This window comes from Glutamicibacter sp. NPDC055354 (assembly GCF_053644955.1).
The window spans coordinates 1,354,191-1,374,346 of the sequence record NZ_JBSHMB010000001.1; the positions used below are offsets into that span (position 1 = coordinate 1,354,191).

At 59.6% G+C, this 20,156-nt stretch carries 18 protein-coding genes; 10 read left to right on the plus strand and 8 right to left on the minus strand.

Annotation, left to right across the window (positions count from 1 at the left end):
- The first annotated feature begins 218 nt into the window (after positions 1-218).
- Positions 219-1,157 (plus strand): EamA family transporter RarD, encoded by a 939-nt coding sequence (gene rarD / locus ACWICV_RS06335; RefSeq protein ID WP_400288572.1) that lies wholly within the window; start codon positions 219-221, stop codon positions 1,155-1,157.
- Positions 1,158-1,251: 94 nt separating this feature from the next.
- On the opposite strand, the gene gabT is transcribed toward rarD, so the two are convergent.
- The 3 genes from gabT to ACWICV_RS06350 all read right to left on the minus strand — a co-directional run bounded on the left by gabT (position 1,252) and on the right by ACWICV_RS06350 (position 4,555).
- Positions 1,252-2,595 carry a 4-aminobutyrate--2-oxoglutarate transaminase gene (gene gabT / locus ACWICV_RS06340; protein WP_332727360.1) on the minus strand — a complete coding sequence of 448 codons (1,344 nt, stop codon included), beginning with the start codon at positions 2,593-2,595 and terminating at the stop codon, positions 1,252-1,254.
- A gap of 206 nt (positions 2,596-2,801) precedes the next feature.
- Positions 2,802-2,945, minus strand: coding sequence for a methionine/alanine import family NSS transporter small subunit (locus ACWICV_RS06345; RefSeq protein ID WP_332487043.1), 144 nt, complete (start codon positions 2,943-2,945; stop codon positions 2,802-2,804).
- Between the two features lie 2 nt (positions 2,946-2,947).
- Positions 2,948-4,555: a sodium-dependent transporter gene (locus ACWICV_RS06350; protein ID WP_400288575.1), complete on the minus strand. Its 1,608-nt coding sequence runs from the start codon at positions 4,553-4,555 to the stop codon at positions 2,948-2,950.
- Between the two features lie 114 nt (positions 4,556-4,669).
- On the opposite strand from ACWICV_RS06350, the gene ACWICV_RS06355 reads away from it, so the two are divergent.
- The 4 genes from ACWICV_RS06355 to ACWICV_RS06370 all read left to right on the plus strand — a co-directional run bounded on the left by ACWICV_RS06355 (position 4,670) and on the right by ACWICV_RS06370 (position 7,392).
- Positions 4,670-6,073 (plus strand): PucR family transcriptional regulator, encoded by a 1,404-nt coding sequence (locus ACWICV_RS06355; protein ID WP_454090617.1) that lies wholly within the window; start codon positions 4,670-4,672, stop codon positions 6,071-6,073.
- A gap of 18 nt (positions 6,074-6,091) precedes the next feature.
- Positions 6,092-6,526 (plus strand): hypothetical protein, encoded by a 435-nt coding sequence (locus tag ACWICV_RS06360; RefSeq protein WP_105656905.1) that lies wholly within the window; start codon positions 6,092-6,094, stop codon positions 6,524-6,526.
- Positions 6,526-7,038: an HIT family protein gene (locus ACWICV_RS06365; protein WP_332498877.1), complete on the plus strand. Its 513-nt coding sequence runs from the start codon at positions 6,526-6,528 to the stop codon at positions 7,036-7,038. The genes ACWICV_RS06360 and ACWICV_RS06365 overlap by 1 nt, the downstream gene beginning before the upstream one ends.
- 183 nt (positions 7,039-7,221) lie before the next feature.
- Positions 7,222-7,392: a hypothetical protein gene (locus ACWICV_RS06370; RefSeq protein WP_454090616.1), complete on the plus strand. Its 171-nt coding sequence runs from the start codon at positions 7,222-7,224 to the stop codon at positions 7,390-7,392.
- Positions 7,393-7,475: 83 nt separating this feature from the next.
- Here ACWICV_RS06370 and ACWICV_RS06375 read toward each other — a convergent pair whose 3' ends face one another.
- On the minus strand, positions 7,476-8,573 hold the full coding sequence (locus ACWICV_RS06375) for a polyprenyl synthetase family protein (RefSeq protein ID WP_454090615.1): 1,098 nt from the start codon (positions 8,571-8,573) through the stop codon (positions 7,476-7,478).
- A gap of 290 nt (positions 8,574-8,863) precedes the next feature.
- Here ACWICV_RS06375 and ACWICV_RS06380 point away from each other — a divergent pair, with 290 nt between their 5' ends.
- The 4 genes from ACWICV_RS06380 to ACWICV_RS06395 all read left to right on the plus strand — a co-directional run bounded on the left by ACWICV_RS06380 (position 8,864) and on the right by ACWICV_RS06395 (position 12,842).
- Positions 8,864-10,201, plus strand: coding sequence for an isochorismate synthase (locus ACWICV_RS06380; RefSeq protein WP_454090614.1), 1,338 nt, complete (start codon positions 8,864-8,866; stop codon positions 10,199-10,201).
- A 166-nt stretch (positions 10,202-10,367) separates the two neighbouring features.
- On the plus strand, positions 10,368-11,156 hold the full coding sequence (locus ACWICV_RS06385) for an ABC transporter substrate-binding protein (protein WP_105656909.1): 789 nt from the start codon (positions 10,368-10,370) through the stop codon (positions 11,154-11,156).
- A 98-nt stretch (positions 11,157-11,254) separates the two neighbouring features.
- Positions 11,255-12,046 (plus strand): amino acid ABC transporter permease, encoded by a 792-nt coding sequence (locus ACWICV_RS06390; RefSeq protein WP_105656910.1) that lies wholly within the window; start codon positions 11,255-11,257, stop codon positions 12,044-12,046.
- A 13-nt stretch (positions 12,047-12,059) separates the two neighbouring features.
- The gene (locus ACWICV_RS06395; RefSeq protein ID WP_105656911.1) at positions 12,060-12,842 is read left to right on the plus strand and encodes an amino acid ABC transporter ATP-binding protein; all 783 of its coding nucleotides are present in this window, start codon (positions 12,060-12,062) and stop codon (positions 12,840-12,842) included.
- Between the two features lie 71 nt (positions 12,843-12,913).
- Here the strand turns inward: ACWICV_RS06395 and menD are convergent, their stop codons facing one another.
- From menD to ACWICV_RS06410, 3 genes are all read right to left on the minus strand, one after another.
- Complete coding sequence (gene menD / locus ACWICV_RS06400; RefSeq protein WP_454090967.1) at positions 12,914-14,605, minus strand: 2-succinyl-5-enolpyruvyl-6-hydroxy-3-cyclohexene-1-carboxylic-acid synthase; 1,692 nt, start codon at positions 14,603-14,605, stop codon at positions 12,914-12,916.
- Between the two features lie 155 nt (positions 14,606-14,760).
- The gene (locus ACWICV_RS06405) at positions 14,761-16,926 is read right to left on the minus strand and encodes a PhoX family protein (RefSeq protein WP_454090613.1); all 2,166 of its coding nucleotides are present in this window, start codon (positions 16,924-16,926) and stop codon (positions 14,761-14,763) included.
- Positions 16,927-17,051: 125 nt separating this feature from the next.
- On the minus strand, positions 17,052-18,047 hold the full coding sequence (locus tag ACWICV_RS06410; protein WP_454090612.1) for an o-succinylbenzoate synthase: 996 nt from the start codon (positions 18,045-18,047) through the stop codon (positions 17,052-17,054).
- A gap of 80 nt (positions 18,048-18,127) precedes the next feature.
- Here ACWICV_RS06410 and ACWICV_RS06415 point away from each other — a divergent pair, with 80 nt between their 5' ends.
- Positions 18,128-18,991, plus strand: a complete 864-nt coding sequence (locus tag ACWICV_RS06415) for a phosphatase PAP2 family protein (RefSeq protein WP_402470438.1) — start codon at positions 18,128-18,130, stop codon at positions 18,989-18,991.
- A gap of 25 nt (positions 18,992-19,016) precedes the next feature.
- Here the strand turns inward: ACWICV_RS06415 and ACWICV_RS06420 are convergent, their stop codons facing one another.
- Complete coding sequence (locus ACWICV_RS06420; protein WP_332498871.1) at positions 19,017-20,042, minus strand: hypothetical protein; 1,026 nt, start codon at positions 20,040-20,042, stop codon at positions 19,017-19,019.
- Positions 20,043-20,156 lie beyond the last annotated feature (114 nt).

The following is a 20,156-nucleotide window of genomic DNA, read 5'->3' on the forward strand; positions in this document are numbered from 1 at the left end:
AAGCAAACCAAGTTGGTGTTCTCTAGTCTAGTCAACGACTGGAATTCCATTTATGTTCCGGTGAAAATATCACAGAGCCGTGTGGAATGGCAGGCACCGCCGGCCCAGGGGAATATCCAGACGGCGGGAACGTTGTAGTTTTAAGATGCGGTTCCACAACTTATTTCCCGGTGGGCCGCTCCCTTGATCCATTTTGTTTCTGAAAGTGTGCGCCCTGCATGTCCGTAAGTACCGCTAAACCGATCCGTTCAGAACATAGCTACGGACTGATCCAAGGCACCGCCGCGTACCTGATTTGGGGCATGCTACCGGCTTACTTCCTATTGCTGCCTGACATCTCGGCCTTCGAATTCGTTGGCGTTCGCGTGATCTTCTCGCTGGTTTTCTGCCTGTTGCTGCTGGCGTTCACGCGCCAGGTCAAGCAGTTCCTTGCGATGTTCAAGGATTCCAGGACCATCTGGCAGTTGGGACTGGCTAGTGTTCTGATTGCAGCCAACTGGACTCTCTACGCACTGGCGGTCTTGACCGGACATGTGCTGGAAGCCTCGCTGGGCTACTTCATCAACCCAATTGTGGCAATCCTTCTGGGTGTCGTCGTCCTGAAAGAAAAATTGCGTCGGCTGCAATGGATCGCTGTTGCCATAGCCACCGTTGCTGTACTTGTCTTGACGATCGGCTTGGGACAGGTCCCTTGGATTTCCCTCGGCTTGGCTTTCTCCTTTGGCTTCTATGGCCTGGTGAAGAACAAAGTGGGCCAAAGCGGAACTGCGCTGGGGTCCTTGACCATTGAAACCGTCTTGCTGACCCCGTTGGCCATCGGCTATCTGGTTTGGCTGGCCGTTGACGGGAAGTCTGCGCTGTTCTCGGCTGATGTTCCTGGCCTCTCGCTTTTGGCAGCGAGCGGCATCATCACCGCAGTACCGCTCCTGCTCTTCGGGGGTGCAGCTCGCCGCCTGCCTTTGAGCACCCTGGGCTCATTGCAATTCCTCGCCCCGCTCTTGCAGTTCATCCTGGGCCTGCTGGTCTTTGGCGAGCACATGCCATTCGAACGCTGGGTTGGTTTCGCCTTGGTATGGGTTGCGGTGCTCTTCGTGCTCGTGGACATGATGCGAATTCCACGCATTGGCTCCATGCCCGAACCGAAAAAGTTGGTCTGAACGCCCGGTTGCACTCACCGCCGATACAGCGAATGCCTCGAATCTCCCGTGGGAGGTTCGAGGCATTCGCTGTTTAGGACCAGTTTTGAGCTACTTAGGCGACAGCCTTGCGGATCGCATCTTCCAATACGTTGAATGCATCCTCGAGCAGCTCGTCGCCGATCACCAGCGGAGGCAAGAGGCGAACCACGTTGCCGTAGGTGCCGCAGGTGAGGATCAAGACGCCCTGGGCCAGGCATTCGGCTGCGATGGCCTTGGTCAGCTCGGCGTCCGGCTGCTTGCCACCAGCCTTGACGAATTCCATTGCAACCATGCCGCCACGGCCACGGATGTCGCCCAGTTCCTTGATGTCCTTCTGCAGCGCACCGAAGCGGGTGAAGAACTTCTCTTCGATCTCGCGGGCGCGACCCGCCAAGTCCTGCTCTTCCATGAACTTGATGGATTCCAGAGCCGCGGCCACAGCAACCGGGTTGCCGCCGTAGGTGCCGCCCAGGCCGCCACCGTGCACCGAATCCAGCAGTTCGGCACGGCCGATAATGCCAGACAGCGGCATGCCGCCGGCGATGCCCTTGGCCAGGGTGATGATGTCAGGCTCAATGCCTTCGATGTCCGAGGCGAACCAAGCACCGGAGCGTGCGAAGCCTGCCTGGACTTCGTCAGCAACGAAGACAATGCCGTTTTCCTTGGCCCATTCGGCGATGCGCGGCAGGAAGCCGGTGGCCGGAACGATGAAGCCGCCCTCGCCCTGGATCGGCTCGATGATGATCGCAGCGATCTGGTCGCCGCCGATCTGCTTTTCCATGGCCAGGATCGCGCGCTCGGCTGCTTCCTTGCCGGAGATGTTCGGGTTCTCTTCGCGGTATGGGTAGCTCATTGGCATGCGGTAGATCTCCGGTGCCAGTGGGCCGAAGCCGCGCTTGTATGGGGCGGCCTTGGCGGTCAAGCCCATGGTGAGGTTGGTGCGGCCGTGGTAGGCGTGGTCGAAGGCGACTACTGCCTGGCGGCCGGTGGCAATGCGGGCTACCTTGATGGCGTTCTCTACCGCTTCGGCACCGGAGTTGAAGAAGACTGCACGCTTCTCGAAGTTGCCCGGAGTGATGGCAGCCAGCTTCTCGGCCAGCTCGATGTAGTTCTCGTACGGAGCGACCATGAAGCAGGTGTGGGTGAAGCGCGCGGCCTGTTCGGCGACGGCTTTGGCTACTGCCTGATTCGAGGCGCCAATGGTCGTTACGGCGATGCCGGAGCCCAGGTCAATCAGCTGGTTGCCATCGACATCGACAATGATGCCGCCATCAACCTCTGCCGCGTACACCGGCAGGCTGGAAGCTACGCCGGCAGCAACTGCTTTGGCTCGGCGTGCGGTCAGTTCCTGCGACTTCGGGCCGGGGAACGGACCGTTGATCTTGCGCTTCTGGTCAATGCGGTAGGTAACGTCCATGTGATTGTCCTTCCAGAACTTATTCGTGAGCTCACTGGCCCTATTGTCTCTATAACTAGAGAGTATTCTCCCGGCTGCCCGGCCACTACGCGGATCGGCACAACACGTTTCGTGTCGCATAGTGCATTTGCACAGGAAAAGGCCTCTTCATTCCAAGCCGGGGCTTGAAACGAAGAGGCCTTCGATCCAGATGCTGCTTGCAGGTTCTAGTTGCCTGCCGAGCCAGCTGGCTCGATCACATCGTCATCGTGCTTTTCAGGATGGCGATTCAGGCTGATCAAGGCGATGGCCAGGCCTCCCCAAATGGTCAGCATGGAGATAATCATGAAGACAATCGCTATAGGACTCATGGCTAGTATTCCTTCCTGGACACTTCAGGGACTTCTTCTGCCTCGACGTTCGCACGATGCTGATCGAACTCGGGGTCGTTTTTCTTGGAGTTCTTGCTCCAAGGGACCAGGGACAGCAGGACCGCGCCGACAATCAATGCCCCGGCCATACCCCAACCGAAGATCCCGAGGAACCAAACAGGGTAGTCCTCATAGGGAGTTGCAAGCTTGGTCTGGATTTCATTGATCAGCATGTAGCCCAAGACAGCTGGGCCCACGCCGCCGACCAGGACCATCCAGCCGGTACCCAGCTTGATGGAGCTGTGGCGGTTCAAGTGCTTGGCCAGCTTAGGCAGCATGCCCAGGCCTGCACCGAAGACGATCACAATCACCAGTGCGCAAGCGAGGATGCCGAACTGGTTCACGAACGCATCCATGGTGTCCAGCAAATACAATCCAGTGGTGGTTGGGAACAAGATCATGGAGATCAATGCCACCGGAACGACAACAACCAGGGTGGCCGACTGGCGCTTCCAGCCCAGCTTGTCCTGGAAAGCCGCAACAATCACCTCGAGGATCGAGATCAACGAGGTAATGCCGGCAAAGACCAGCGAACCGAAGAACAGCACGCCGATGACGCCGCCCAAGGGAGCCTGCGAAACGATGGTCGGGAAGGCGATGAAGGCCAGGCCGATTCCGCTGGTTGCCACTTCGTCGACGGAGCTGCCGGCGTTGTACGCCATGAAGCCAAGCGCCGCGAAGACGCCGATACCTGCAAGCAGTTCGAAGCTGGAGTTGGCGAAAGCAACAACGTAGCCCGAACCGGTCAGATCGCTCTTGCGCTTCATGTACGACGAGTACGTCACCATGATGCCGAAAGCCACGGACAGCGAGAAGAAGATGTGCCCGAAGGCCGCAGCCCACACCGCAGGGTTCGACAGCGCCTCGAAGTTCGGCGTGAAGAAGGTATTCAAGCCGTCCACAGCACCTGGCAGGAAGACCGACTGGATCACGAGGATCAGGAACATCACGATCAGCAAAGGCATGAAGACGGCGTTTGCCCGGGAAATACCCTTGTTCACACCGGCGACCATGATCACGATGGTCACCAGCCAAACGAAGAACATCGGGATGAAGATGTTGCCGACGAAGTCGAAGCCGACGTTGACGTTTTCCGAGACCTTGAGGAAGTCGTTCATGAAGAACCCGGCGGCGCCGTCGGCGTTCTTGTCCCAAGCCTTGGTGATGGAGAACCAGCAGTACATGGCCGCCCACGCAATGATGGCCGCGTAGTAGATGGCGATGATGAAGCAGATCAGTACCTGCCACCAGCCCAGGACCTCGGCCTTGCGGTTGGCCCGGCGGTACGCCAGCGGAGCAGAGCCGCGGTAGCGGTGGCCGATGGAGTAGTCGAGGAACAGCAACGGAATACCGGCGCAGAGAATTGCGACCAGGTATGGGATCAAGAATGCGCCGCCGCCGTTTTCGTAGGCGACGTAAGGGAAACGCCAGATGTTTCCCAGACCAACGGCCGAACCAATCGCTGAAAGGATGAACAACTTTCGGGAGCTGAAAGTCTCACGCTTCTCGGTTGCGAGTGGAGCGCCCTGTGATGAAGATGGAGTGCTCATGTGTCTAAGCTACTGCAAAACTTTCACATTGTGGTCATTTCTAGGGGTCGCGTGTCCACATTTTGAGCATATTGCTAAATCGGGAACTTTTCGCCATCCCTCTAGAATGGCTATATGGCAATTAGTTTACGCGGTCTTCTGGAACATGACGAGCTCGATCTTCGACCGCTGACTGAACACACCCACCGCGATGGCATGGTCATCACCTGGGGCGCGGTGACCGAGCTGCTTGACCCGTCGCAGTTCCTCACCGGGCGAGAAATTGTGTTGACCACCGGCGTGCGCCAGAAGACAAAAGCCGCACAGCGGCAGTTCGTCAAAGTCCTTGCGGCCAACGATGCCGTAGCTCTGGGTTTCGGCACAGGCCTGGAACACGCTTCAGTACCGCAAGCGACCGTTGAAGCCGCCCGCGAAGTAGGGCTTCCTGTCTTCGAGGTGCCCTATCAGATACCCTTTGCCGCAATTACCCGGCTGATCGCCGAAGCACTGAATTCCGACCACCTCAAGCGTGTTGAAAGCCTGCTGAAATCCCACCAGAAGCTGGCCCAGACACTGCTTTCCTCGGATCTGGACAGCATGCTCGAGGAACTCGAGCGAATGCTCGGCACCCAGGTAGCGCTGACCCTGCACGGTGAAGTGATCAGCGGGGACTATGACCCTGCACGTTCCTGGAATGAACGCCCGGTGGCGACGGGCCTGCGTGATAAGTGCACCCTGCATATTGCAGAACCCTATGTCCACCATCCAGTAGTCGATTACGCGCAGTCGCTGATCGGGCTGGAACTGGCCAATAAATCCCGCCTGCGCGCCTCGCAGCGCCATGCCAACGGCCAGGTGCTCGAGGACCTGGCCACTGGCGCCCTGGTTGGCGCCGATGCCGCTGGCCGCCTTGGGGCACTTGGCTTGAATACCCAGCGTGAGCACTCGGTCATCCTGGTGCACGCTCCATCACAGGTCGAGCGTTTGCAAACTCTGCCACTGCCCGCAGATCTGTCCTCGCAGGTCTCAGCCATCATAGATGGCCGCTTGGCGATCATTGTCGCGCACAGCAAGCTGCAGCTGTCCATCAAGCACCTCGATGAGTATCTGCTCGCGGCCGGCCTTCCGGCTCGGGTGGGCTACGGCGGGCGCTACCCGAATACCACCGGCATCCGCTGGAGCTACTTCGAGGCCCTGGAGTCCCTGCGCCACGGAGAGCGGGTCAACGAACCCACCAAGCTTTCTCTCACCTCGCTCTTGCTCGCCGCCCACGATGTTCCGCTGCAGGATTTGGCCATCGAAGCCCTGGGACCGTTGCAGGAATTCGACGCCTCCCACGATTCTGACCTATTGCTGACCTTGCGTGAATACCTCAACCGCGATGGCTCGGTGGGAGCAGTGGCCGAGTCCTTGGGCCTGCACCGCAATACGGTGCGCTACCGGATCCAGCAGATTTCCGATCTTTCTGGCTACGACCCTAATGTGACTAGCGACCGAGTCCAGCTCTGGATCGCGTTGAGTGCCCTTGAGCTGGGCTAATCTCGATAGGATAAAGACATGGCAGACATGTTTCTAGAGAAGTTCTGTTCCCTGGTTCCCAAGTACTTGGAAGACCAGTGGAACGAAGCCGATGGCTTGAGCGCCGAAGAATTGCGCGAAGGGCTGGCGCAGTCCGAGGTTTCAATTCCATTTGTCCTTGAAGAGTTCTATCGTGCTCTGGGCAACAATGAGGATTTCATGGAGGCCTACCACTACTTCTTCGACCCTGAAGAACTGGAAATCGAAGACGGCTACCTCCTGTTCCTGGAAGATGAGGAAGAGAAGTTCGTGTGGGGCTTCAAGGCATCCCAGCTCGATGTTCCGGATCCAATCGTCTACCGCCGCAGCAATGCCAAGGGAAAATGGACCAGCGAGGAAGGCACCTTCAGCGAATTCACCCTGGACATGTACACCTGGGTGTTTGAAGAGCTGGCCGCCGAATTGGAGGACTAGTGCTCCACCGTTCCCATGAACCAGCCAACTACCAGTGTCCCTTCTGCGAGCTGGTCAACGACCAGCCTTTCAGCCAGGACAACTTGTGCGCGCCCACGGATCTGATCTACCAGACAGATCTGGTGGCAGCAATCATGGCTTGTGATGGGTTCGGCAATTACGGCGGGCACGTGATGATCATTCCGACCGCGCATCTGGAAGCGCTCTACGATCTGGACGAGCAGACCGGCGCCGCGATCATGCGGGAGACCAAGCGCGTTGCCTTGGCGATGAAGCTCGCCTGGAATCCCGAAGGCACGAGCACTCGGCAGCATAATGAGCCTGCGGGCAATCAGCATGTTTGGCATTACCATCAGCACGTTTTCCCGCGCTACGCCGATGACGAGCTCTATCGGCAGCTGCGCCACCGGGTATCGATCCAGGATCGGGCCGGCAAAGCGCAGCAGCTGCGCCAAGCGCTCTTTTCCCCCGAGCATCCGCAGCCGCTGGTCCCGGAGAACATCGTCCGATAAGCACTAGGGCATGACGCTGGCGCGCGCGGGCCTCGGGAACGAGAATTTGTTGCCGGGGCCTGCTTGCCACTTATGGGAGACCTCAGGCATTTTCCGCTCAGCACTAGGGCCATGCTCCCGGTTTACAGGAATATCATCACTGAGGTGGTACTGCATCTGTCAGGACCTTCATAAGATGAAGACATGAATCCCCTGGTCCCGAATACCTACGACCTGATTATTTTCTACATCATCCCGGCCCTCGTGGCCATTGGCCTGGTCATTCTCGCCGTCAGATTCTTTACCGCCAGCAAGAATCGTCCTGGGAGTAAAGCGTCAACCGACGACGGGCAGAACTGCAACGACCAGCTCTAGCAGGGATCTGGCAGCAGCCGCGGACAAAACAGAACCCCGGAAGACCTTTGCAGTCTTCCGGGGTTTTGCTTGTTCGAGCTTGCCTAGGCTTCGCGGGTAACAACCGCATCCGCGAAGGAAATCAGCGCCTGCTTCACGGTGCCCTCCGGCAGTGGAGCCAAGACGGCAATCGCGTCATCGGCCCACTGGCGTGCGGCCTTCCATGCATCATGGATTGCCTGGTGCGAGGTGACAGCTTCCACAGCGGCCGCCAGTGCTTCATCGGTGGCCAGGTCCGCATCAACCAGTTCGACAGCCTGCTGCGCTTGCGCATCGCCCTCGGCTGCTGCCTGGCGCAGCAGCAGAATTGGCAGGGTCGGCACGCCTTCACGCAAATCGGTGCCCGGAGTCTTGCCTGAGTCGGCTTCCGTGGATGCCAAGTCGATCACGTCATCGGCGACCTGGAAGGCAACGCCAACCTTTTCGCCATACTCCCGCAGTATCTCAATGTACTGCGGGGCGCCACCGAAACGGGCGCCGAAGGCTCCGGAGGTGGAGAGCAGCGACGCGGTCTTGTCGCTGATTACCTGGATGTGGTGCTCGATGGCATCGTCGCCCTCGCGCGGGCCGATGGATTCATGCAGCTGTCCGAGGCACAAGCGCTCGAAGGTGCGCGACTGCCACATGACTGCTTCTGGGCCCAGCTCGGATCCGAAGACCGATGCACGGGCGAAGATCAGGTCGCCGGCGAGAATCGCCACCGAGTTGCCCCACACCTCGTGAGCTGTTGGTGCACCGCGGCGCATTGGAGCGGAGTCCATGACGTCATCGTGGTACAGGGTTGCCAGGTGGGTGAGTTCCACTACGGCAGCGGCCTTGATGACATCGTCATTCACGCCGTCGCCCAGCAGGGAAGTCAGCAGCACCAGCAGGGGACGCACTCGCTTGCCTCCGGCCTCAACGAGGTGGCGGCTGGATGCGTCGATCAAGGGGTCGGAGTTGGCCAGCGCGTCGCGCAGCAGCTTCTCCACCTTTGCCATGCCGATGGAAATAGCCGGACCGAAGTCCGGGTCCTCGGCCAGCAAAGCGAAGCCCGAGGGAAGATTGATGGCCGCAGCTAATGCAGCGGTTTCAGGATTCAGCTCAATCGAGTCGGACACGTCGTGTCCGGCTGCGGTCCAGTTGCTCTTCGAATCAGTCACTGTTCTACGGCTTACTTATCTTTCATCGGGTTGGCCATCGCGGTATGCGAAGGCAATCTGCCTGCAAGATGCACGCAAACATCTCTTCACTCTAGCCGATGCTTTCCACTGCACATTGCTGGCATGGCCAGACCGGGCATACCGGTCTGGTACCAGCGACCTAGGAGGTCGTTTTAGAGTTTACCGGGTTCCCCCGGTACTTCTCACCAGACCCGGCCGAACTCACAGGGGTGACCACGGACACCCGCAAGCCTTTTCCCCCGGCATTGCGCGGTAGGCTTAGCCTTATCATGTCTGCAGATTCGCCCGTTCTTAGCGCCAGTGCTCATCAGCCGTCGGCTCCTGTTCTCACCAGCATCACCTTTGAATACCTTGATGCCGCCGAAACACTGGTTGCCGACTCATTGCGTCACCGAAGCTTGGTCTGGACCCGCAACGGCCACGGTCTGGTTGGCTTTGGCACAGCGGCCCGCTTGCACACCCACGGCGAAGAGCGCTTTGCACGTGCCCGCGCCTGGCTTGCACAGGTCATCGAACAGGCACAGATCATTGACCCGATCGCCCGCCCCGGCAGCGGCCTGGTTTCCTTCGGTTCTTTTGCGTTCTCCTTCACCAGCGTCTTCGAATCGCGCATGGTGATCCCGCAGCTGGTGATCGGACGCGATGAGGAAAAGTCCTGGATTACCATCACCGGCAGCGCAGAGGAACTCGACGGGCTAACCTACCAGCAGGCTTTGGCCCGCGCCGAAGCCGCGATGGCCGATGCGTCGTTGCCGGCGGGCGAACCGGGCAGCATTGAACTGACCAGCGGGCAGCTGACCGCCGGTTCCTATCTTGATGCCGTGGATCAGGCGCTGGGCCGTTTCGAGGAACGCGGAATTTCCAAGCTGGTGCTGGCCCGCGATGTGTTGGCACATAGTTCCACCCCGATTAATCTTGCCCGCGTGGTCGATGCGCTGACCGAGCACTATGGCAATTGCTGGACCTATTCAGTGGACGGCCTGGTAGGCGCTACCCCGGAGATGCTGGTGCGCGTTACCGACGGCTTGGCCGAGGCCCGCGTTTTAGCTGGCACGCTGGACCGCGCGGCCGCTGGCGCTGAGGACCCCGGTTTCGCGCACCGCAACCTCTTTGAAGATCCGAAGCAGCGCAACGAGCACCAGTTGGCCATAGATTCGCTCACGGCTTCCTTGAATCCCATTTCGCACGGCATGAGCGCGCCGGAAGAACCTTTTATTCTGCAGCTTCCCAATGTTTGGCATTTGGCCAGCGACGTACGCGCCCAGTTGCGCGCCGATGCCGCCGGCGTTCTGCCTACCGCACTGGATGTTGCCGAGATTTTCCATCCGACCGCTGCCGTGTGCGGCACGCCGACCAAGAAGGCTGGCGTGCTCTTGCGCGAGCTGGAAGGCATGGACCGCGGACCGTATGCCGGCCCCGTGGGCTGGGTTGACAGCCGTGGCGATGGCGAATTCGGCATCGCGCTGCGTGGCGGAATCCTGGAAGACGAAAAGCTGATGCGCCTGTACGCGGGTTGCGGCATTGTTCCGGGCTCGGTGCCCGAGGATGAACTAGCCGAATCATGGGCGAAGATGCGCCCCATGCGCCAAGCCCTCGGAGCCGAGTAGGCGCAGGCTGCGCAGCGGATCAAGGCCGCTAGGATCGCACTGAGCATAAATAATCCTTAGTCTCGACGCGACATGTGTGAGGTGAATCTCAGCCTAGTGTTGCCCCGGTTATGATTGTGGCTACGCACTGATCCACTCGCATAACCCGAAAGTAGGTTCTGATCCTATGCGTAGTCTCAAGAAGAAGTTCGCCTCCGCTGTTGCCGTCACGTCCGTTGCACTGCTGGCTCTCACCGCCTGCGGTTCCGGCTCCAGTTCCGAAGGTGAAGCCGAAGCTGGTTCCTTCCCGCTCAACGAAGGCAAACTCACCATTTGCTCAGACATTCCTTACGAACCATTCGAATTCGTCAAGGACGGCAAGAACGTCGGCTTCGATATGGATATCGCTGCCGAGATTGCCAAGGATGCAGAACTGGATCTGAACGTCATCGATGCCAGCTTCGACTCCATCGAATCCGGTCTGTTCAGCACCCAGTGCGATATCGCGATCTCCTCGGTATCGATCACCGAAGAGCGTTCGGCCAAGATGGACTTCTCCACCCCTTATATGGATGACGATCTGGTGCTGATTTCGGCTGACGGTTCTGAAATCAAGGATCTTGAATCCGCCAAGGACAAGAAGGTCGGCGTCCAGCAGGCCACCACCGGCGAGAAGTACGCCAAGGAACAGGGCTTGAGCAACATCGTTGGCTTCGAGGATGCCGGTTTGCAAACCCAGGCACTTCTGGCTGGCCAAGTGGATGCATTGCTGGGCAACCAGTCGGTCTTGGGCTACGCGATCAAGGATAAGGACGGCTTCAGCGTCGTGGCCGACTTCAAGACCGGCGAGCAGCTGGGCATTGCGGTTCCACAGGAGCAGCCAAAGACCTTGGAACTGGTCAATGGCACCCTCAAGCGGCTGGCCGATGCAGGAACCATGGAAGAACTGACTGTGAAGTGGTTCGGCGAGAAGTAATTCTCGAGCATCAACTGATTCCAAGGCAAGCGGGGGCATGGACTGCACCCACAGGTTGGCAGTCCAGCTTCCGCTTCCTTTATGAGAGGTAATCAAGCATGGCAATGACTACACGTCAGCGCGCCCGCATGAGCAAGACCATTCAAATCGCCATCTTCATCATCGCGATCATCGCACTGGTCTTGGCCGTTGATTGGAACAAGGCCATTTATGCCTTCTTCTCCTTCGACAAATTGGGACCGATGTTCCCTGGCATGATCTTGGTCGGTCTGAAGAACACGATCTTCTACACGATCATCTCCTTCGCCTTCGGCCTCATCCTGGGTCTGCTTCTGGCCCTGATGAAAATGGCGTCCTTCGCGCCCTATCGCTGGTTCGCCACCGCATTTATCGAATTCTTCCGCGGTATTCCAGCCATCCTGGTCCTATTGGCCTTCGGCTTCGGCTTGCCTCAGGCGTTCGGAACCCAGTGGCCGCAGCCGGTCAATGTCATGTGCGCCTTGGGCCTGGTCTCCGCCGCCTACATCGCGGAAACCCTGCGTGCAGGCCTGCAGGCGGTGCCAAAGGGACAGACCGAAGCTGCACGTTCGTTGGGCATGCCAGCGTGGCGTGCCATGGTCACCATCGTGATTCCGCAGGCGTTCAAGATCGTATTGCCGCCCATGACCAACGAAATCATCTTGCTGACCAAGGACACCTCGTTGGCATTCATCCTCGGTGCGTCGATGGCCCAGTACGAAATGACCAAGTTTGGCCGTGACGGCATCTCGCAAATCGATGCCGGCATCACCCCGCTGGTTGTCGCCGGCCTGTTCTACTTGGTGATCACCATCCCGCTGAGCTTGGTGGCCCGCAAGTTTGAATCCCGCGCCGCCAAGACCAAGCGATAGATAGGACTTGAAAATGTCGACTGACACCAATGAACTTTCAGTCCATGCTTCGGGCGTGGAAATCACCGGACTGCGCAAGTCCTACGGTAGCAACGAAGTGCTCAAGGGCATTGACTTGAATGTTGCTCCGGGCGAGGTTGTCTGCCTGATCGGCCCCTCCGGTTCAGGCAAGTCCACCCTGCTGCGTTGCGTGAATTTGCTGGAGCAGCCAAACGGAGGAACCATTATGGTCGGTGGCTTCAACGTCACCGATCCCGATGTGAACCTGGACAAGATGCGCCAGCAGGTAGGCATGGTCTTCCAGCAGTTCAACCTGTTCCCGCACCTGACCGTGCTGGAGAACTGCACGATATCCCCCATCAAGGTGCTCAAGCGCAAGAAGGCCGAAGCCCAGAAGGTCGCGTTGCGCAATCTGGAGCGTGTAGGCCTGGGCGACTTCGGCGATCGCTACCCTGACCAGCTTTCCGGTGGCCAGCAGCAGCGCGTGGCCATTGCCCGAGCGCTATCCATGGAACCAACGCTGATGCTCTTCGATGAGCCAACCAGTGCATTGGATCCGGAGACCGTGGGCGAGGTCCTGTCCATTATGAAGAATCTGGCCCAAGCGGGCATGACCATGCTGGTGGTCACCCACGAGATGGCTTTCGCCAAGGAAGTTGCTGACCGCGTGTTCTTCATGGACGGTGGCGTCGTGGTGGAAGAAGGCAAGGCCGTGGATGTCATTGGCAATCCGCAGCAGCCACGTACCCAGGACTTCCTGCGTCGCGTGCTCGATCCCACGCACGTGGATATCTGAGTTCAACTGCAAAAATTCCCCTGCGTTGCCCATCGTTGCCGATGGTCGACGCAGGGGAATTTCTTTTTTCCCTACAGCTCTGGCCAGGCTAGCTGCCCGATCTGTTGATTTGATTCAAGATTCTCGGCGCGCAGGCTGCTCCGCGATGCAGGCACTTCAATCAGGCGCAGGTTCGCCGGCTGCGTTGAAGTCAAGACGGCGCTGAGCTCTTCCTTGCTTGCGGCCCTGGCGTACTGCCAGCCATAGGCTTCGGCGAGCGCAGGCAGGCTCAGCTGCTGCGGTGTGGCAAAGAGCCGTTCCACCGCATTGGCGTACCGGCCCGAGGCATCCACGGCACCATGCTCCAGGGTGGAGAAGATTGCTCCTCCCCCGTCGTTGTAGACCACGATATCCACCATTGGCTGCTCTTCGCCGGGGGTCCAGGACAGCGAGCTGGCGTCATGGGCGAAGGTAATATCTCCCATCACCGCAAGCGTCCGCTTTTTGCTTCCCCGGGCCAGGCCCAGGGCGGTGGCAATGGTCCCATCGATTCCGGCAAGACCGCGGTTGGCATGCACGGTCATAGTTGGTTCGGGTGCCGGTCGGGCCGCCAGGTCGAAGTCGCGAACGATATTGGATGAGCCCAGCAGCAGGACTTCCGGCGCGTGATCCCAAATAGCTTCGGCAACATCTACCCCGTTAATCAGCGATTCGCGGCTCAGGCGTTGCCGTACTTCCAAAGCTTGGGCATCAAGCTGCTGCCACGCTTCCAGCCACCCCTTTGCACCGGTTCCGGCGAACTCCTGCAATTCGCTCCACGAGCTGACCGGTGTTTCGCGTCGCCGTCCCGCTTGATACCAGGCCACTGGCGCAGGCTGCCAAATCACCGATTCGATCGCCGGGTTGGCCAGGAGCTGGCCCACCGGGCGGCTCAACGTCGGACGGCCAAAGAGCACCACGCGTTCAATGCGGTCCAGGCCCACCGCTATCAGCGGACGATAGTGGCCGATGGCATTGGCCGAGAAGCGTGCGTTAGAAGATGGTTCGGCAAATAATGGCAGCCCCAAAGCCTGGGCGAAACGTTGCGCCTCTTCTCCGGCGCCATGCCCGGCGATGACAACGCTCCGGCGTGGCTCCAGCTGCTGGACCGGCAAGCTCGCCCTGTCCAGCTGGTCGTGTGCCTGCCACTGCCCCGGCTCAACTGCCGTCCAGCTTTGGCTCTCGATCCTCTCGTCCTGTGCGGGGGTGAGCGGATCCCGGAACTGCAGATTCAATTGGACCGGACCTGCGGCAGTGTGCTGGTCACCGGCCAAGGCCAGTAATGCGCGTTGGACCTCGTGTTGCGGATCGGTCCCAGCGGGGACATTGGCGGCCAGGCGAACGTGCTCGCCAAAGAGGGTTTTCTGGCGCGTGCTCTGGCTGGCTCCGGTGCCGTGCAGTTCATCGGGACGGTCGGCAGAAAGGACCAGAAGTGGTGTCGCGGTGTGGTTGGCTTCCATTACTGCCGGCAGCATTTGCCCGATGGCCGAGCCGCTGGTGGCGGCGAGGGCGACCGGCCGCATGGTGCTTTGGGCGAGGCCCAGTGCCATGAAGGCCGCGGAGCGTTCGTCGATGCGCACATGGATATCCAGGATCCCCGCGGCTTCTGCCTCGGCTGCAGCATAGGCCAAGGGTGCGCTGCGCGAACCGGGAGAAATCACCAGATCCCTGATCCCGGCACTGATCAGGGCGGCGAGCACATGGCGAGCTGTAGTGATGGCGCGTTGCTCGCCAGGTTGCTGCATTCCCACGCCGCATGACTCCTTAGATTCCAAAGCTGAAGGCAATGATCCAAGTCTATGCCTTGACCTGCCGGTCAACCGATTTGGAACGGCAAAGGGCGCCGGCCGGATCCCGGAGAGGATCCTGCCGACGCCCTTGCACTGCAGGCTAGTCCGACTTATTTGTCGTGACCCTTGCCCTTGTCGTGACCCTTGCCCTTGTCGTGACCCTTGCCCTTGTCGTGTCCCTTGCCCTTGCCGTTGCCCTTGCCCTTGCCCGGCTTCGCATCTTGCTTGAAGACCTGGACGACCGATGGGCGCGGGCCGTAGAACTCGCCCTTGCCGGCTCCTCCTGCGTTCTTCACGAAGTCCGGGAACAGCGAGGTAGGGCTGGCGAAACTGCCGCCTTCACCCGGGTGCTGTACCGCGACGAAGACCGAGTTGTCCTTGTCATGGATCAGCGGGCCGCAGGTCTCTGCGCCGGTTGGCACGGCCAGGAACTGCTCGACGCGACCGCGATCCTTGCCGGTCAGGGTGACCTTGTGCAGTGCATCGGAGTAGCCGATGGTGCCAGGGGCGCCGTCGGTGGAGATCCACAGGTTGCCCTTGGAATCGAATGCCAGGTTATCCGGGCAGGAAATCGGCGAGACCTTGTCCGTTGGGTAGCCGGAGAAGTAGGTCGATCCGTTCACATTTGGATCGCCGGCAACCAGCAAGATGTTCCAGGTGAACTTCGCGGCGGTGGCGTCGTTGCCGGCTTCGGTGATTTCCAAGACGTGGCCGTCGCGGTTGCGTACCCGTGGGCTGACCTCTGTTGCGCCTTCCTTGCCGTCCTTGCCGCGGTCGGTGTTGTTGGTCAGTGCCACATAGACCTTGCCGGATACCGGGCTCGGCTCAACGTCTTCGGGACGGTCCAGCTTGGTGGCGCCGACCTTGTCAGCTGCTTGGCGGGTGTAGACCAGCACCTCGTCGATGCCCATGCCCTCCACCTTGGATTCGCCGTTCTTCACCAGTGGCAGCCAGGTTCCCATGCCGTCGAAAGCACCATCAGACGGAACTGTGCCGCTGCCGTCGATCTCGCTAGCTGGAGAGTTGCCGGCGAACTTGGCAACGTACAGGTCGCCTTCGGAGAGCAAGCCCATATTGTGCTTGCGATCGTGCTTGGAGAAAGTGTTTTTCGAGACGAACTTGTACAGGTACTCGAAGCGCGAGTCATCGCCGGAGTAGGCAACAGCCTTGCCGTTCTTGGCAATGCGAACGTTGGCGCCCTCGTGCTTGAAACGGCCCAGGCTGGTGTGCTTGACCGGGGTGGACGAAGGGTCCTGCGGATCGATTTCGACTACCCAGCCGAAACGGTTGGCTTCGTTTTCGTAGCCTTCGTTGTGCAGGCCGAAGCGCGGGTCGCTTTCTTCCCAGCCGCGGTCGGTCGCGGTGGTGCCAATGCCGTAGCGGGATTCCTCGGCGGTGCCGTTGCCGCGGAAATACTGGTCGAAGTTTTCTTCACCGGAGAGTACGGTGCCCCATGGGGTGGTGCCTCCGGCGCAGTTGTTCAAGGTGCCAAGAACCTTGGTACCGGTTGGATCTGCGGCGGTCTTGAGCAGGTCGCTGCCTGCGGCTGGACCATCGACCCGGAATTCAGTACTGGCGGTGATGCGGCGGTTGCGTTCGCCGCCCTGCACGTAGCTCCACTTCTTGTCATTCTTCTTGCGCTTGACCTCGACCACGGAGAAGCCATGCGCGTTCATCGCGATCTTGCGGGCTTCTTCCTGGTTCGCTTCGAACCAAGCCGAGTCGAACATCATGTCTTCATTGGTGTATTCGTGGTTGGCAACCAGCACGCCGGTGCGTCCCGAGTACTTGTCGACAATGATGTCCAGGTAGTCGCAGTTGTAGCCGAACTGCTCAGCCTGCTTGCGGGCGGACTGCTTGGAAGCATCGAATTCCGCGGTGTTCTTGAAGAGCGGGTCGCCCCAGCGGATGATGGCATTCCAGTCGTAGCCCTCGGGAACGGAAACAGTATCCACCGAACGCGACACCGGCTCAATGGCATCGAATGAAAGGTGCCCGCCCTTGCCCGGCTTCATTGGCACCAGTGGTGCCGCGGTAGCGTCGGCTGCACCGAAAAGCTGCGGGCCGATGACCAGCGCTGAAGCACCGACGGCTCCCAGGCCCAGCATGCTGCGGCGGGAGAGCGATTTGTCGGCAATGTCCTTGAAGTAGCCGTTGGACGAAGTGTTGCAATCCGGCTTGGTGCAGGCGTCGGCGCACTTGAAGTGGCAAGTAGCTGCAGAACGACCGCCGCGGGTGTGGCCCAGCATTGGCAAAAGGGTACGGGTTGGATTCATGATCCGCTCACTTCCTCAGTATGTGGCTCATTGTCAGGGGAATGACTCGAACTGAGGTTTTCACTTGGAAGTGTTCTAAATGCAACGCAAAGGTTAACGCCGGGGAAATAGATTCTTGCCTGGGGTTATCCCCTAGTCAGCTCGGCATAACAGGACTCCAGGCGTTGCAGCCACCAGCGCACGCGCGCCTCTTGCGGACGCAAGCCATCCAATTTCTGGTGATCCGGCTCAATGCGACGCACCGGCAAGTACCCAGCGGTGGCCAGCAACGGCTCGGCACATACGTCTTCGGCGAACAAGGTGCCCGTCGCAAGGCCGCAGGCATAGGGCAGTTCTGGCAGCGCGCTGGCTAAGGCGGCGGCTTGGGCCAGCCCTACCGAAGTATCCAGGGCGCTGGACACGACAACATCCAGTTCGGCTTGCTTGGCAATTTGCAGCACCGCACCGATGCCGCCCAGCGGTTGGGCCTTGATGACCATCAGATCTGCGGCGCCCAACCGCGAGACTTCCAAGGGGTCGGTGTGCTTCCGCACCACTTCATCAGCGGCGATCTTCAAGGGGTTGCCGGCGTTGCGCAGTTGCTCGCGGACTTCTGCCAGCCCGGTAATGCCAGGCACGGGTTGCTCCGCGTATTGCAGGTCGTACTCGCTCAGGGCCTTCAAGGCCGGGACCGCCTGGGCAATATCCCATCCCATATTCGCGTCCACGCGCAGCGCTGCTTGCGGGTAGAGTCGACGGGCCTCAGCTACACGCGCCAGGTCCTGCTCAATCCCCTGGCCTTTTTCTGCCACTTTGATCTTGATGGTGTGCGGCGCGTCATAGCGTTCGAGAACCGCTCCGACATCTTTGACCGCAACTGCAGGCAAGGTGGCGTTGACCGGAATGCTGGTGCGCAACGGTTCCGGGAACGGCTGGTAAGCGGCCTCGATTCCGGCGGCTAGCCACCGTGAGGCTTCGGCCGGTCCGTACTCGGTAAATGCAGAGAACTCGCCCCAACCTTCCGGCCCGTTGATCAGCAGCGCTTCACGCTGGGTGACACCACGGAATTTCACACGCATCGGCAACCGGACAACATGGGAATTTGCCAGCAGATCTTCAAGGGGCGGAAGTTCAACACTCATGCTCTAAGCCTATCGAGGGTGGGCATAGTTACATGCCTGAACTGTGCCGTTCCCCGTGCCGGATATGACACCCTAGAGATATGCCTCGCAATCCAGCATCCGCGCGCCCGCACCATATCAGGTGGTGGTGGGCTCTGCTGTTGCTGATTTCGCTGTTCTGCCTCGAATACTTATTTTTCGTCCAGCAGCGTGTGGGGCAATGGGCCGATCAGGCTGGATTCATAGCGTGGTCGCAATGGTGGCCCCGGACGGACCTGATTAATCCGATCCGTGAATTCCTGAATCTCTTGCCGGCAATCTGCGGCATCATTGCGGCAGTTTTCCTGCTGTATCGCGTGATTCGCGACCGGCGCTTCCTGCGGGCCATCGTGGCGGTCATCGCGGCCGCAGCCGCAGCGGGCAGCACGCAATTGCTCAAGCACGAGATCTTGTCTCGCCCGGATTTCAACTTCGGCACCACAGGAAATTCTTTTCCGTCAGGACACACCACCGCCGCTGCCGCCGCAATGGGACTGATGTACCTGGTTTCACCACCGAAACTGCGTCCGGTAGTCCAGCCGATCGCGTGGTTGTTCGCGACGGTGACCGGGGTGGCCACTTTGATCTGCGGTTGGCACCGTCCAAGTGACATTGCAGCTGGTTTCGTGGTGGCCGGATTCTGGATGGTCTTGGCCTCGGTAGTGCTCCAACGCATCCAGCCGCTGAGCCATGAACTGCCAAAGGGCACCTGGTCGAGGAAAGTTGGGGCCGGCAGCCTGGTTGTCTGGGCTGCGGTAATCGGGCTCTCGTTCCTCCTGCCGCACCCGCATATCCAGAAGATCCCGGAGTTCCTGCAATTGGTCTACGCGGCATTGGGGATCATCCATGTCGTGGCCGCTTCGCTGGTATCCGGCTTGGTGCTGCGCTCGGTGGTTATCGGGCCCATGCGCACCTTCAATAAGTAGGGCGCAGGCCCAGAAACGTTGTTCGCTACTGTTTACCGCAGGCCATGCGGGCATTGAGCAGGTCTGCGGCTTGCTGCGATTCCGGGATGGTCACGGCGAAACGCTTCTTGTTCTTGAGTTCGAAAACGAGGCCTTCGTGTTCTTTCATCACGATGGCCGAACCGCCTGGAATGATTCGCCAGCCCCAGCCTCCCCACATCATGGGAACGATCTTTTCGCTGGTCGCAGATTCAATTTCGTCGATTTTGATGGTTCGCATCGGGAACCCCAAGACCGCTGATGATACCCGGAAGCGATCACCGCTGATCGATACCCGAATCCAGATCAAACCCAGAATCGATACGCACGCCACGGCCGACAGGGTCATGGCAACGATGAAGCCCACCCAGTCGCCATCTTGGCTGTCACCGGTCAGCAGCGGCAACGCAACAGCAATGAAAAGCGCCGCGAACACCACCAGGCATAGCAGCCGCATCCACCACGGTGCTGCCATCGTTTGATTGAATTCTTGCCGTGCCATGACTGGTGTCCCCGCCGCAACAGGCCGCTGGATGCCCTGCGCTGCATCACTTCGTGCCTGGCGGGCCTCAACGGATTGCCTGGTGTATTGCTGGTAGATGCCGCTGACCCACAGTGGTGCAATGCCCAGCAGCGAGCAGGCAATCAGCACAACCATCATGCCGCCCAGCACTGCGGTTTCAGGTGTCTCGGCGAGCGCTGTAGGCACCGCCGAGCCGACGAATACGCCAGCTGCACTCCAGGAGAGCAACCCGCCGGCGAAGAGCAGCACCATGAACAGTGCCGGTTTGCTGCGCAGCGCCAAGGAAATCACTCCGGTGATGGCACCAAGAATGCATAGCCCGATGCAGACGGGAACAAACACCGCGGTGCGGGTAAACCCGTCCGGATAGGTCGAACTCCAGTGAGTGGCGGTCATTTCCGGCAGTTTGCCGGCGAGCAGGGCGTAGGCGCCCAGCACAATGGCCGTCGGTAGCAGGAGCAGCAGGTAGATGAATGGCCGGTTCTTGATTCCGGTCCCCGCTGTTGACATCTCAATCCCCTGTTCCTGCTGCCTAGCCCGCGTCATAAGCGGCTGGAAAGCAACCCAACATATTTCCAGCATAGAAATAATAATTGGTTCGATTCTAGCAACCTATATTTGACA

Bases quoted from the DNA above. Each gene is read 5' to 3' on its own strand.
- rarD (WP_400288572.1), top strand. From the start codon at position 219: ATGTCCGTAAGTACCGCTAAACCGATCCGTTCAGAACATAGCTACGGA.
- gabT (WP_332727360.1), bottom strand. From the start codon at position 2,595: ATGGACGTTACCTACCGCATTGACCAGAAGCGCAAGATCAACGGTCCG.
- ACWICV_RS06345 (WP_332487043.1), bottom strand. From the start codon at position 2,945: ATGAGTCCTATAGCGATTGTCTTCATGATTATCTCCATGCTGACCATT.
- ACWICV_RS06350 (WP_400288575.1), bottom strand. From the start codon at position 4,555: ATGAGCACTCCATCTTCATCACAGGGCGCTCCACTCGCAACCGAGAAG.
- ACWICV_RS06355 (WP_454090617.1), top strand. From the start codon at position 4,670: ATGGCAATTAGTTTACGCGGTCTTCTGGAACATGACGAGCTCGATCTT.
- ACWICV_RS06360 (WP_105656905.1), top strand. From the start codon at position 6,092: ATGGCAGACATGTTTCTAGAGAAGTTCTGTTCCCTGGTTCCCAAGTAC.
- ACWICV_RS06370 (WP_454090616.1), top strand. From the start codon at position 7,222: ATGAATCCCCTGGTCCCGAATACCTACGACCTGATTATTTTCTACATC.
- ACWICV_RS06380 (WP_454090614.1), top strand. From the start codon at position 8,864: ATGTCTGCAGATTCGCCCGTTCTTAGCGCCAGTGCTCATCAGCCGTCG.
- ACWICV_RS06385 (WP_105656909.1), top strand. From the start codon at position 10,368: ATGCGTAGTCTCAAGAAGAAGTTCGCCTCCGCTGTTGCCGTCACGTCC.
- ACWICV_RS06390 (WP_105656910.1), top strand. From the start codon at position 11,255: ATGGCAATGACTACACGTCAGCGCGCCCGCATGAGCAAGACCATTCAA.
- ACWICV_RS06395 (WP_105656911.1), top strand. From the start codon at position 12,060: ATGTCGACTGACACCAATGAACTTTCAGTCCATGCTTCGGGCGTGGAA.
- menD (WP_454090967.1), bottom strand. From the start codon at position 14,605: ATGCAGCAACCTGGCGAGCAACGCGCCATCACTACAGCTCGCCATGTG.
- ACWICV_RS06405 (WP_454090613.1), bottom strand. From the start codon at position 16,926: ATGAATCCAACCCGTACCCTTTTGCCAATGCTGGGCCACACCCGCGGC.
- ACWICV_RS06410 (WP_454090612.1), bottom strand. From the start codon at position 18,047: ATGAGTGTTGAACTTCCGCCCCTTGAAGATCTGCTGGCAAATTCCCAT.
- ACWICV_RS06415 (WP_402470438.1), top strand. From the start codon at position 18,128: ATGCCTCGCAATCCAGCATCCGCGCGCCCGCACCATATCAGGTGGTGG.
- ACWICV_RS06420 (WP_332498871.1), bottom strand. From the start codon at position 20,042: ATGTCAACAGCGGGGACCGGAATCAAGAACCGGCCATTCATCTACCTG.